The sequence below is a fragment of the Campylobacter concisus genome, assembly GCF_050447445.1.
In the GTDB taxonomy this organism is placed as follows: domain Bacteria; phylum Campylobacterota; class Campylobacteria; order Campylobacterales; family Campylobacteraceae; genus Campylobacter_A; species Campylobacter_A concisus_BI.
Window position 1 is genome coordinate 147,068 of record NZ_JALMFW010000001.1, and the last position, 12,545, is coordinate 159,612.

A 12,545-nucleotide genomic window follows, 5' to 3' on the forward strand; every position below is an offset into this window, starting at 1 on the left:
GCGTAATGGATAAATTACATTTAGAGATCGTAACTCCTCAAGGTCAGATATTTAATGATGACGTGAGTAGTGTAGTGCTTCCAGGTAGCGAGGGTGAGTTTGGTGTTTTGCCAAACCACGCCTCATTAATATCTCTTTTAAAAGCAGGTATTATAGATATAGAAGATAAGCATAAAAAGCACGATGTAGTTGCTATCAACTGGGGCTACGCAAAGATCGATGAAGGCAAAGTAGTTATACTGGCTGACGGTGCGGTCTATGTCTCTGGTGATAGTGAAAGCGAGCTTGCAAATTCATTGGAAGCCGCTAGAAAATTGATAGAGAGCATGAGTAGTGATACAAATGCTTTTGCGGCGACTATATCAAAAATGGAAAATGTAGTGAGAGCAAGATAAGTGGGTGGTATAGATCTATTTTTAAATTATGTTCAAAGAAGTAGTTTTATTACAATCATTGTTTTGACGTGGCTATCAATATACTTTATAATTAGTTTTACGATTTTGTTTTCAAGGATGGCTGGCATCGGTGCTTGGCAAAAGCGTGAGCAAAGTGCTCTTGAAGCACTTCTCATGGGTGCTAAAAATATCCCAAATGATTCGTCTTTGAGAAAATGTGCAAATGGAAGGATCTCAAGAGAAAAACTAAACGTATGTATAAGTATAGCCGAGAAAAATGCTACAAGTGGGCTAACGTGGCTAAGTGTAATAGCATCTACTTCGCCTTTTATCGGTCTTTTTGGAACCGTTGTTTCTATTTTAGAGACATTTTCACAGCTTGGAAATGGTGGAGGTTCATCACTTGGTATTATCGCTCCAGCTATTTCAGAGGCACTTGTTGCAACTGGTTGCGGAATTTTTGTTGCCATCCCAGCATATACATTTAATTTACTCATAAAAAGAAAAGCTTATGAATTAATGAGTGTTATTGAGCGTCAGGCTGATGTTATGATAGCACTTAAAAAAGATGATGAGATACTATAAATGGCCGTTAAATTTACCGATGAGACACCAGAGCTAAATATAACTCCTCTTGTTGATATTATGCTTGTTTTACTAGCCATTTTAATGGTTACTATGCCAACTATAACATATCAAGAGGATATTACTCTTCCGGATGGTTCAAAGGCAAAAACTTCAACATCTAAGCAAAAAGACCTTATAGTATCTATAAATTCGCAAGGACAAGTTAGAGTTGATCAGAGTACTATGAGCCTTGCTGAGTTTCCTGATAATATCGCATTAATGAGTACAAAATACGATAAAACCTCGCCTATCTATATAAAAGCTGACAAAAATTTAAAATACGATGATGTTATGTTTGTATTAAAGACTTTGAAAGGTGCTGGTTTTAATAAAGTAGCTTTAGAGACAAACGGTTAAAATGTCAAATAAAGTTAAATTTCCAACGCTTAGTTCGTTTCTTGTAGCATCTTGTATTTACGTTATTATTATACTTGTTTTGTTTATAAAGCTTACTTTTTTTGCAGAATCTCCTAAAAAATATACCGATGATAAAGATGCTATTATGGATGTGGTTATGGTTGATAGAGAAGTTGATCAAACCATTAAAGCTCCAAAACAAGCAGATGAAGTAGTTAAAGAGGCAAAGCCTGAACCTAAAAAGGAATCTGAAGAAGATAAGCAAGAGACTACAAATAAGCCTGTTGTACCAGATGAACCATTACCTACCCCAAGCTTACCAACTCCTCCAAAAGAGGAACCAAAACCTGAGCCTAAAAAACCAGAACCAAAACCAGAAATTTTAAAACCAAGTGAAGAGCCTAAAGAAGATGTTAAGCCAGAACCAAAACCTGAGCCTAAGCCTACACCAAAGCCAGTTGAAAAGCCAAAACCAAAAGAGCCAAATATAAAAGATCTCTTTAGTGACATAGACCCTACAAAACTCAAAAAAGATGATGGTATAAAAAAGACCGAAAATAAAGTACAAAGTCGTAAAAAAAGCGAGGCTTCTAGCTCAAAGGCTGCAAAAGAAGCTAGTGATATAATAAAGAGTTTAAAGATAGATCAAAATCCAACTGCTCCAAAATCACAATCTACTGGTACTTACGATCCACTAATGGGTGCGATAACAAAACAAATTCAAAGAAGATGGCAAAGCTATAAGGCCGACTCTGCAAATTTGGCTAAAGTTAAAGTTATGATAGATCAGAGCGGAAATTTTAGCTATGAAATTTTAGAGCTATCATATAATGAAGAATTTAACGCAAAAGTAAGAGAGTGCTTAGAAAAACTTACAACGGAGAAATTTCCATTTAATCCAGACAAAAGCACTACTTTTAATTTAAATTTAGAAGATAAAATAGATCAAAATTTATAAAATTATGGAGTAGAGATGAAGAAAATTTTTCTTTTTTTATGTGTTGCTCTAGGGCTTTATGCTGCTGATGCAACCATATCTGTTGTAAATCAAGGTATTGCCTTGCCAAAGATAGCTTTGCAAGATGCAACAACTGCTGTTAGCGATGCGGGGTTTAAAGATAAATTCTTTAAAATCATGCTAGGAGATCTAAAGGTTAGTTCCGATTTTGAAGTAATCGAAGATCATGTGCCTTCTACCTATGAAGGGGATGCAACTACTAATACAATGAGTGATAAAGGCGTCGAGCTTATCTTTAGATATGCTCTTGAAGGCTCTATGGGCTCACCTCTTACTTTAAGAGTAAAACTGATAAACGCTAAGACAGCAACTACAAGATATGAGAAGGTTTACACTATGCCAGACGGCGCAAAGTATCCGTTTCTGGCACATAAAAGTATAGTTGAGCTTACTAATGAGCTAAATTTACCACCAGTTGGCTGGATGGAAAAATTTATTATTCTTTCAAAATATACTTCAGCTCGCCAAAGCTCTATCATAGTTGCTGATTATACACTTACATATCAAAAGACCATAGTAAGTGGCGGACTAAATATTTTTCCTAAATGGGCTGGGGCCGATCAAAGCAAATTTTACTATACATCTTATGTAAATAATAAACCAACTTTATTTAGGTATGATCTAAATTCTGGTACAAAAACAAAGATAATTGATAGTATTGGCATGCTTATAGCCTCAGATGTTAGTAAAGATGGAAGTAAAATTTTATTAACTATGGCACCAAAAGATCAACCAGATATCTTTATCTATAATACAAATAGTAAAAATTTGACGCAGATTACTAATTATCCAGGTATAGATGTAAATGGAAATTTTGTAGATAATGATAGCAAGATAGTTTTTGTATCAGATAGGCTTGGTTATCCAAATGTTTTTGCAACTCCTGCGATTTCTGGTGGAAGTGTTGAACAAATGGTATTTCATGGCAAAAATAACAACTCTGTGAGCACATTTGAAAATTATGTTGTTTATTCAAGCAGGGAAGCAAGCGGTAGTTTTAATATATATCTAATTTCAACTCAAACGGATTTTATACGCCAGCTTACAGCAAATGGCAAAAATAACTATCCAAGATTCTCAAGCGACGGGCAAAGTGTCGTCTTTATAAAAGAGCTTGGTGGTCAAAGTTCACTAGGGGTTGTTAGATTAAATGAAAACAGAAGTTTTCAGTTTCCTCTAAAAGTAGGAAAAATTCAGTCTATAGATTGGTAAGATTCTGATAAAATTTAAAATTTTTGTGATATAATTCGACCAAATTTCTAAAAAAGGATAAGGAATGAAAAAAGTAGTTCTAGCAAGTGTTGCAGTTGCAACTTTATTGTTGAGCGGTTGTAGCTCAAAAAACCCTGAAGTTGATATGAATTCAAATTCAAATCAATCTGCAGACAATTCAGGTAGCATGAGTGATGCTGATAGATTAGCAGCTCTTATTGCTAATATCGAGAGTCAAGTTAAAAGTGTATACTTTGACTTTGATAAATTTAATATCAAAGCTGATCAACAAGGCGTTGTTAGCTCAAATGCATCAGTATTCAACCAAGCTGATGCCCAAGCTCTTTCTATAAAAGTAGAAGGTAACTGCGATGAGTGGGGTACAGATGAGTATAACTATGCTCTTGGTTTAAAACGTGCTAAAAGTGCTAAAGATGCTCTTGTAAGAAATGGCGTTAGTGCTGATAGAATCGCTGTAGTTAGCTTTGGAGAAAGCAATCCAGTTTGTACAGACAAAACAAAAGCTTGCGATGCTCAAAATAGACGTGCAGATTTTAAAGTACTTCCATAATTTATAATTAAATAATAATGAGTAAAAAAATAATTATAGTGGCTCTGATAGGAGCCACTATATCTATTACCTCCGGCCAAGAGATTTCAGCTTTTGATGCAGGCAATATGGATAGTGCTAATCCATACGGTCTAACTGATAATGAAAAAATTACCCTGAACAATAAGCGAAGTGTTCAAAACATTGAAGAGAATATAAATAGTGTTTTAGAACAACTTCAAGGTTTGCAAAGCTTGATTGAGAGCATGAGTGCTAGAATGAATAAGCTTGAGCAAAGAATAAATGATATAGAGACGAAGGTAAATGGTGGCATAAGTGATTCTGGTGTAAGTTTGACATCACTGAAGGCTTATGTTGATGAAACTAGAGATATACAAGACAAAAACTACAAGAATATTACTGCTGCCTTAAATAAATTAGGTGCAATAATGGATAAAAATGCTGCTCAACCAAAGCAAAATGCAAATCCAAAACAACAAAGTAAGCCAACTTCAAATTTTAGTGGAAAAAGTGATAAAGATATTTTGGCTGATGGCATTAAACTTCTAAATTCTGGCAATAGCACAGAAGCAGCTGGATATTTTGAATATTTAAATAAAAAAGGCTATAAAACTGGTGCAACAAATTATTATTTAGGTGAAGTTGCTTACAGTCAAAAATCATACAGCACAGCTATACAATACTACAAAAAAAGCATACAGGACGAAGATAAGGCTGACTATACACCAAAACTTCTATATCACACAGCTATAAGCTTTGATAAGATAGGTGATACGCAAAGTGCAAATAGATTTTATAAGGCTTTAAAAGTCGGTTATCCAGATAGCAAAGAAGCCAAAGCCTCTCCCAATAGAAACTAAATTTTAATCTTTTTTAGATATAATCCCACATTAATCAAAAAACCAAATCTAAGGAGATTATTGTGAGTAAAGATCAAGTTATAACTATGTTTTACGAACTAAAAGATGCTAACACTGGTGAAATTTTAGAGTCAAACATGCAAGAAGGTGGCCAAATTTCATTTATAACAGGGCATGGCCATATTATAGAAAAGCTTGAAGAAGAAGTAAGCAAATTAAAATCAGGCGAAAGAGCAACTATAAGCGTAAAGACAGCAGAGGGTTGTGGTGAATATAATAATGAAGCCATTCAGTCGTTACCAAAAGAGCAATTTGCTGGTATAGATTTGCATGAAGGAATGGAACTTTTTGGTCAAAATGAGGATGGCTCAAGCGTTCGTGTTATTGTTAAAGAGATTAAAGATGATGAAGTGACAGTTGATTTTAATCACCCATATGCTGGTAAAGATTTACTATTTAATGTTGAAGTTTTAGAAGTTAGAGATGCGACAGAAGATGAAAAAGCAACAGGCATGGTGGCTGGGGCTCATACTTGCGGTTGTGGTGGTCACGATCATGAGCATGAGCATGAGTGCTGCGGGGGTCATGGACACGGGCATGGACACGGACACGAGGATGGTGGTTGCGGTTGCGGTGGACATGGACATCACCATCACTAAGAAGCTAAAATGAAAAAATTTGCTTTTGTTTTTGCGGGCCAAGGCTCGCAAAGTATTGGTATGGGAAAAGACTTTTACGAAAATTTTTCTACTGCTAAGTTACTTTTAAATGATGCTTGTAATGACACTGGCATTGATTACAAAGAGCTTTTATTTACACAAAACGATAAGTTAGATAAAACAGAATTTACTCAGCCAGCTATCGTCTTAAACTCGCTAATGACTTATTTGGCTTTTTCAAATTTTATTAAAGAAAAACCAGAATTTAGTCTCGGGCACTCACTTGGAGAATTTACCGCTCTTGCAGTTAGTGGAGCATTTAATTTTATTGATGCGATTAGGCTTGTAAATTTACGTGGTAAATTTATGCAAGAAGCCTGCGTTGGCAAAGATGCCGGCATGATGGTGGTTCTTGGACTTAGTGACGAAGTAGTTGAAGAAATTTGTAAAAAAGCAAGAGAAGAAGGTTTACAAATTTATGCTGCAAACTACAACTGCGATGGACAAATCGTTGTCGCTGGTATAAGAGCTGATCTTGCTAGCTATGAAGCAAAATTTAAAGAAGCTGGCGCAAAAAGAGCAATGCTTTTAAATATGTCGGTGGCAAGCCATTGTCCGATACTTGAACCAGCTAGTGTTAGGCTGGCAAGCGAGCTTGAGAGTACTTTGGCTACTAAATTTTCTCCAGTTGTCTCAAATGTAAATGCTAAAATTTATACTGATAAAAGCGAAGCACTAGTCCTACTAAAAGAGCAGCTAATAAAACCAGTTTGCTATAAACAAAGCATTAAAAACTATGAAAATGATGTTGATTGTTTTATCGAACTTGGTGCTGCAACACTAAAAGGTATAAATAAAAAAATTACCGATAAGCCAACTTATAGCGTCACTGATATGGCAAGTCTTGAAGAAGTTGTGAAAATTTTGGAGGAGAGATGATAGCGATACTTGGAGCTATGCAAGAAGAGATAACACCGATCCTTGAAATGGTTGGTGAATATAAAACTGTTCAATATGCAAATAATAAATTTTACTTAGCAAACTATAAAGGAAAAGAGCTAGTCATTGCCTATTCAAAGATAGGCAAAGTAAATGCAGCCATAACGGCAACTTTAATGGTAGAAAAATTTAAGGCCTCAAAGTTGCTCTTTACTGGCGTAGCTGGCTCGCTTGATGAGAGTTTAAAAATAGGCGATATGCTTTATGCTACTAGCTTGGTGCAACATGATCTTGATATCACGGCTTTTGGCCATCCTTATGGCTATGTACCAGGCACAAGTATATTTGTCAAAAGCGATGAAGGACTAAACGAACTGGCAAAAAAGATAGCTGATAAAAAAGATATGAGCTTAAGTGCTGGTATTATTGCGACCGGAGATCAGTTTATCTGCGATAATGAAAAGAAAGCTTGGATTAAAAAGATATTTAATGCGAGTGCTACCGAGATGGAAGGTGCTAGCGTTGCACTAGTTTGCGAAACACTTGGTGTGCCATTTTTTATACTAAGAGCTATCAGCGATGGAGCTGGTGATGCGGCAGAGTTTGACTTTGATACATTCTTGCAAGACTCGGCAAATGTGAGCGCAAAATTTATACTTGAAATGGTAGAGAATCTATGATAGATCTTAGCAAGAGACTTCTAAGACAAGTTGGTCAGACAAATGCTAGATATAAGATGATAGAGGGCGGAGATAAGATATTGCTTGGCCTTAGTGGCGGCAAAGACAGTCTGGCTCTTGCTCATACTCTAAAGCATATTCAAAATGTCACTCCTGAGAAATTTGAGTTTAAAGCAGTAACGCTAAGCTATGGTATGGGCGAAGACTACGCATATCTTACCAAACACTGCAATGAACATGGTATAGAGCATGAAGTGATAGATAGCTCGATATTTGAAATTTCAAAAGAAAAGATCCGTAAAAATTCTAGCTTCTGTAGCTTCTTTTCACGCATGAGAAGAGGTTATCTTTATACTTATGCACTAAAACACGGCTTTAATAAACTCGCGATTGCTCATCATTTAGATGATGCTGCAGAGAGCTTTTTTATGAATTTTACTTACAATGGTGCTCTAAGAACGCTTGCCCCGAAATACACTGCAAAAAATGGTATCGTTGTGATTAGGCCATTTATATTTGTTAGAGAAAGACAACTTCGTGAAAATGCGATCAAAAATGAGCTTAGGGTTGTTGGCGATGAGGCGTGTCCAGCGATGAGGTTTGATGTAAAGATGCCACATGCTAGATATGAAACAAAACAGCTTCTAGCAAATTTGGAAAAAGAAAATCTAAAGCTTTTTGTCTCACTCAAAGCAGCTTTTGAAAATATCCACAGTGATACATTTTTTGGCCTTAATGAAGGTAGTGAAGAGTAAATCATCTCTCATAAATTTGCTTGCTCCTTTTTGGGGTAAGCAACGAAATTTAAAATCTATAACTCGCATATAAATTTTTATTCTTTTTATGTATCATCTAAAGTTTATACCTTCATATACTACTTTTTCCAAATTTCTAGCAAATTTGATTTAGCTTAAAGCCCATCAAGTAAAATTTTATAAAGACGGTTGATTTCATCGTCATTTAGTTCGATTGTACTTTTTGTATCAAATAAATTTTTAATTTTGCTGGTATTAAACTCACTTCTGTCAAGGCAGTGTTTATGCGATGGTAAAAAGCCTCTAGTTAGGCAAAGCTCACTCTCTATCTCTTCGTCACAGATAAAGCATTCAAGTTCGCTATGAAGCCTACCCTCAAATTCTAAAATTTTAACATAGCTTTCTATTATAAGGCGTTTGGGATTTTGCAGTTGCATTTGTCTGGCGCAGCGATCAAGCTCATTAAAGTAAATTTCATCAAGCTGCTCAACCTCTTTAAGATGGTCATAAACTAGACGCATAAACTGCTGCCAGATGATAAGCTTGTCACGCTCAAGTAGCCACTTAAATCCCAGATGAAGTATATTTCTAAGCTTTGGTAGAAATTTTGCCTCTTGCTCAAGCTCAAAGTCGATCTTGTAGCCTGTCATGATGTTTGAGTGTCTAGCTCCAAAAAATCTATATGATTTAACGAGTAAATTTGGAGTTAGCACAAAGACTAAAAGGTCCTCGTCTCTGACCTTTTGCACGCGCAGGATGTAGCCTTGCATCTAGGCAAAAAACTCCCTTATGCGCTCTCTCATCGCTGTCGCGTCTATGATGAAATTTACATCGTTTCTAAAGGTTGTTGCACCGTCGATACCCTTGCTGTACTGGTGCAAATGTTTTCTAAATATGCAAAGTCCGTGCTCACCGTAATGCTCGATCATCGCATCAAAGTGAGCTAGGATGATCTTTTGTTTTAGCGCCTTATCCACGCTAGTTTTAGTCTTTATCTCGTGAAATATCCAAGGGTTACCGATGCTTGCTCTACCGATCATTAGGGCGTCACACTTTGTAAGGTTTAAAATTTCATCTGCATTTTGCGCATTTATATCGCCATTTGCGACGACTGGAATTTTTACACTAGCCTTTACTTTAGCGATCGCTTCGTAGTCAACCTTTGCGCTGTACCCGCCAGCTCTTGTGCGACCATGCACTGCGATGTAGTTTGCGCCGGCTTCTTCGCATGCTTTTGCTATTTTTTCTTCATTTTTGTCGTTAAAACCAAGTCTAAATTTAACGCTTAGGCTCTCTTTGTTTGAGACGCTTTTTATAGCTGAGATTATGCTTTGAAGTTTGTCAAGATTATTTAGTAAAGCAGAACCCGCTCCTTGTCTAACAACCTTTGGTACGGGGCAGCCGCAGTTTAGATCGAGCCCATAAATCCCATCAAATTTATTAATGATTTGCACAGCTTTTTTTATATTTTCTATGTCATTGCCAGCTATTTGAACTACATAAGGCTCTTCGTTTGGGGATTTTTTAATCATTTCAAGCGTTTTGTCACTACTCTCATATACTAGAGCATTTGCGCTGATCATCTCGCTAACAGTGACGTCACAGCCAAATTTCTTGACGACACTTCGTAATGGCAGGTCAGAAAAGCCAGCAAGTGGCGCTAAGAAAAGTGGCTTTTTACTAAAGTCTATCATTTAAAAAATAGCGAGCTAGGCACTATTTTGCCGTTATCTCGTAAAAATAGTAAAACCTTTATCTCTTTAAACTCATCTGGGTCGCTACCTTCGATAGCCTCTCTTACTTTATCAAGCATCTGAAGCTCAAATAGCGCATATACGTAAGCCTCATCAGCGTCAGCATGGATGCTTTTTAGTTTTTCAAAGATTCCGATAAATGCATCTGGTTTTAGCTTATTTTTAAGCATTATGGCTGCTTTGTCGTATTGTGCTTTTGTCACTTTTGCGTTGTTTAAAAGATCAAAAATTTCATCACTGCTTAGATCGATCTCGTCATTTACAAAGCGAGTAATAATAAGCATTATATCTTCACTTGCTAGCTCAAAATTTAATCTTTTGATCTCGCTAAAAGAAGCTACTTTTATAAGTTTATCAAATGCAGCTTTTTTAAGGCTCTCATTTTGATCTTGATTTTTAAGTATGTCAAGATAGTAAGTAGGTAGTTGCTCGATCTTATTTAGCTCATTTAGGATATTCAACTTGCTATCTTTTGCTAGTCTAAATTTCTTTAGATCGACAATCTCTTTATTTTTTATACTTTTTATAGTTTGTAAGATATTGTTTATCTCAGCATCATCTACACCGACATCTTTAAGCTCGCCTACTGGTGAGATAGAGCGAGTGAGCTGCGAGGCGATCTTGTAAGTGTCGGTTTTGAAGTCTTTATTGCTCTCAAAGCCAAGAAGCGTCTCTTTAGCTAAATCTTTATAAAGCTGGCTATCTTTTTTGATCCATTTTTTATATCTATAAAAAGCATATCCATGATAGGCAATATGAAGTAGGGCAAGAAGTGCTAAAACAGCTACTGGAAGAGCGACCCAAATAGCAATTGGCAGAGTTATAGTTTGGCCTAAAAGCTCAAATGTGTAATCAGAACTATTAAGAGAATAAGTAAGCCCTGCAACAACTACTATGTAGATTATGCAGTAGACGAGAAATTTTCTAGTTTTCATGTTTTCTCCTTAGTTTTTTGCTGTTTTTTCGATTATTTCACGGCAAGTTATGCAGTATTTTGCATGTGGTTTTACTTTTAGTCGCGGTATGCTGATCTCCTCTTCACACATATCACAAATTCCATAAGTTTTATTTGCTATCTTCTCTAGTGCTTCATCTATCTCTGATAGCTCCGCTCTTTGTTGCGTCGAGATGGAATGCTCTATTAGCTGGTCTGTATTTACTGAGGCTATATCAAACTCATCGCTTACACCACTATCTCTTAAGCCATTTACTTCAACAGATGAATCATAGATATTTTTTTTGATCTGTAATTTTCTTTCTTCAAGTAATTTTTTAAAAAAATTTAGCTCAGTTTGTGTCATTTATATTCCTTTATTTGTGATATGGGTGGTTTGCATTTATGCAAAGTGCTCTAAAAATTTGCTCAAAAAGTACAAGCTTGGCAATCTTATGTGCCATCGTCATCTTGCTCAAACTTACGATTTTTTGTGCTTTATTCTTTAAATTTTGGCTAAGGCCATAAGCTCCACCTATGAAAAAGTTAATTTGTGAATTTGAGTTTAAAATTTGTGCAAATTCTTGGCTATCAAGTTGCAAGCCATTTTCATCAAGCATTACGCAAAAGCCTTTTAAATTTGGCTCATAAATTTCATCATAGGCTCTTAATGCTTCGCTTTTTCCGGCACTTTGAGCTTTTGCTATTTTTTCATTGAAAAAGACTTTATCGTTTATCTTAGCAAATTTTGCACTCATTTTTATATATTCTTGTATCTCGTTTTCAAAGTTATCACGTGATGATTTTTGAATGCTAAAAACTGAAATTTCCAAATTTAGCCTTTGGTTTTTAGCTTTAGTTCAAAGTTGTTTCCACTCTCATCTTGTTTATCTTTTTGATGTATTGTCTTATTGTTTGTGAGAAATTTAACCATATCGCTTATATATTTTTTATGTTCGCTTCTTGGCACAATAGCATCGATTAGGCCATGCTCTAACAAAAACTCAGCTCTTTGAAATCCCTCTGGAAGGTCAGCACCAATGGTTTGTTTGATAACTCTTTGACCAGCAAAGCCTATCAATGCGCCAGGTTCGGCGATTATTAGATCTCCAAGCCAAGCAAAAGAGGCACTAACGCCACCCATTGTCGGATCAGTAAGTATTGAGATGTAAGGTAGTTTCGCTTCATCAAGTAGTTTTAAGGCAGCTGAAGTCTTTGACATCTGCATCAAAGAGAATGTACTCTCTTGCATTCTAGCTCCACCTGAAGCACTCACTATGACTAAAGCTTGGCGTTTTTTTATTGCTCGTTTTATCGCTCTTACGATCTTTTCACCCTCAACTGAAGCTAGCGAACCACCCATGAAACCAAAGTCAAAAACAACTAGCTGTATCTCTTGTCCGTCGCATTTGCCTTCGCCGCATATCACTGAGCTTGTGCGTCCTGTTTTTTCTTTATTCTCTGTGATTCTTTTTTTGTATGATTTTTTATCAACAAAATTTAATGGATCTACCGGTTTTAAATTTGCGTCAAATTCTACAAAGCTATCTTCATCACAGATCAAATTTATACGATCAGTAGCTTTTAGTCTCATATGATAGCCGCATTTTGGGCATACGTTAAAACAAGCTTCAACTTCTTTGTAGTACATCAGTGAGTGACAATTATCGCATTTTACCCAGTGTGTAGGCGCTTCTTCTGGACGAGGTTGAGCTTTTCTTATCTTTGAAAAAATATCTGAGAAATTCATATTTTTACCCACTTATATTAAAAATTGTGGGATT

At 36.0% G+C, this 12,545-nt stretch carries 17 protein-coding genes; 11 read left to right on the top strand and 6 right to left on the bottom strand.

The window, feature by feature from the left end:
• The first annotated feature begins 5 nt into the window (after positions 1-5).
• From atpC to MTT30_RS00765, 11 genes are all read left to right on the top strand, one after another.
• On the top strand, positions 6-395 hold the full coding sequence (atpC, locus tag MTT30_RS00715) for an ATP synthase F1 subunit epsilon (RefSeq protein ID WP_429800647.1): 390 nt from the start codon (positions 6-8) through the stop codon (positions 393-395).
• Positions 396-980, top strand: coding sequence for a MotA/TolQ/ExbB proton channel family protein (locus MTT30_RS00720; RefSeq protein ID WP_429800648.1), 585 nt, complete (start codon positions 396-398; stop codon positions 978-980).
• The gene (locus tag MTT30_RS00725; protein WP_021090535.1) at positions 981-1,379 is read left to right on the top strand and encodes a biopolymer transporter ExbD; all 399 of its coding nucleotides are present in this window, start codon (positions 981-983) and stop codon (positions 1,377-1,379) included.
• Between the two features lies 1 nt (position 1,380).
• Complete coding sequence (locus MTT30_RS00730) at positions 1,381-2,337, top strand: TonB C-terminal domain-containing protein (protein WP_429800649.1); 957 nt, start codon at positions 1,381-1,383, stop codon at positions 2,335-2,337.
• Between the two features lie 15 nt (positions 2,338-2,352).
• Entirely contained in the window at positions 2,353-3,609 is a 1,257-nt protein-coding gene (tolB, locus tag MTT30_RS00735) for a Tol-Pal system protein TolB (RefSeq protein ID WP_054196223.1), read from the top strand.
• Positions 3,610-3,673: 64 nt separating this feature from the next.
• Entirely contained in the window at positions 3,674-4,180 is a 507-nt protein-coding gene (locus MTT30_RS00740; RefSeq protein ID WP_021090913.1) for an OmpA family protein, read from the top strand.
• 17 nt (positions 4,181-4,197) lie between these two features.
• Positions 4,198-5,040 carry a tetratricopeptide repeat protein gene (locus MTT30_RS00745; protein WP_429800650.1) on the top strand — a complete coding sequence of 281 codons (843 nt, stop codon included), beginning with the start codon at positions 4,198-4,200 and terminating at the stop codon, positions 5,038-5,040.
• A 56-nt stretch (positions 5,041-5,096) separates the two neighbouring features.
• Positions 5,097-5,699 (top strand): FKBP-type peptidyl-prolyl cis-trans isomerase, encoded by a 603-nt coding sequence (locus MTT30_RS00750; RefSeq protein ID WP_429801793.1) that lies wholly within the window; start codon positions 5,097-5,099, stop codon positions 5,697-5,699.
• 9 nt (positions 5,700-5,708) lie between these two features.
• A complete protein-coding gene (gene fabD, locus MTT30_RS00755; RefSeq protein WP_429800651.1) occupies positions 5,709-6,638 on the top strand; it encodes an ACP S-malonyltransferase in 930 nt (309 codons plus the stop codon).
• On the top strand, positions 6,635-7,318 hold the full coding sequence (locus MTT30_RS00760) for a 5'-methylthioadenosine/adenosylhomocysteine nucleosidase (RefSeq protein WP_429800652.1): 684 nt from the start codon (positions 6,635-6,637) through the stop codon (positions 7,316-7,318). The genes fabD and MTT30_RS00760 overlap by 4 nt, the downstream gene beginning before the upstream one ends.
• On the top strand, positions 7,315-8,073 hold the full coding sequence (locus tag MTT30_RS00765; protein WP_429800653.1) for a tRNA 2-thiocytidine biosynthesis TtcA family protein: 759 nt from the start codon (positions 7,315-7,317) through the stop codon (positions 8,071-8,073). Before MTT30_RS00760 ends, MTT30_RS00765 begins: the two co-directional genes overlap by 4 nt.
• A gap of 155 nt (positions 8,074-8,228) precedes the next feature.
• On the opposite strand, the gene recO is transcribed toward MTT30_RS00765, so the two are convergent.
• The 6 genes from recO to accD are packed head-to-tail and all read right to left on the bottom strand — an operon-like array spanning position 8,229 to position 12,511.
• Positions 8,229-8,843 (bottom strand): recombination protein RecO, encoded by a 615-nt coding sequence (recO, locus tag MTT30_RS00770; RefSeq protein ID WP_429800654.1) that lies wholly within the window; start codon positions 8,841-8,843, stop codon positions 8,229-8,231.
• Entirely contained in the window at positions 8,844-9,767 is a 924-nt protein-coding gene (locus tag MTT30_RS00775) for a tRNA dihydrouridine synthase (RefSeq protein WP_429800655.1), read from the bottom strand. It abuts the gene before it with no gap.
• Positions 9,764-10,762 (bottom strand): uroporphyrinogen III synthase HEM4, encoded by a 999-nt coding sequence (locus MTT30_RS00780; protein WP_107775896.1) that lies wholly within the window; start codon positions 10,760-10,762, stop codon positions 9,764-9,766. The genes MTT30_RS00775 and MTT30_RS00780 overlap by 4 nt, the downstream gene beginning before the upstream one ends.
• 9 nt (positions 10,763-10,771) lie before the next feature.
• Positions 10,772-11,128 (bottom strand): RNA polymerase-binding protein DksA, encoded by a 357-nt coding sequence (gene dksA / locus MTT30_RS00785; RefSeq protein ID WP_035167251.1) that lies wholly within the window; start codon positions 11,126-11,128, stop codon positions 10,772-10,774.
• 10 nt (positions 11,129-11,138) lie between these two features.
• On the bottom strand, positions 11,139-11,594 hold the full coding sequence (locus MTT30_RS00790) for a 23S rRNA (pseudouridine(1915)-N(3))-methyltransferase RlmH (RefSeq protein WP_103604259.1): 456 nt from the start codon (positions 11,592-11,594) through the stop codon (positions 11,139-11,141).
• A 2-nt stretch (positions 11,595-11,596) separates the two neighbouring features.
• On the bottom strand, positions 11,597-12,511 hold the full coding sequence (accD, locus tag MTT30_RS00795) for an acetyl-CoA carboxylase, carboxyltransferase subunit beta (RefSeq protein WP_429800656.1): 915 nt from the start codon (positions 12,509-12,511) through the stop codon (positions 11,597-11,599).
• Positions 12,512-12,545: the final 34 nt, after the last annotated feature.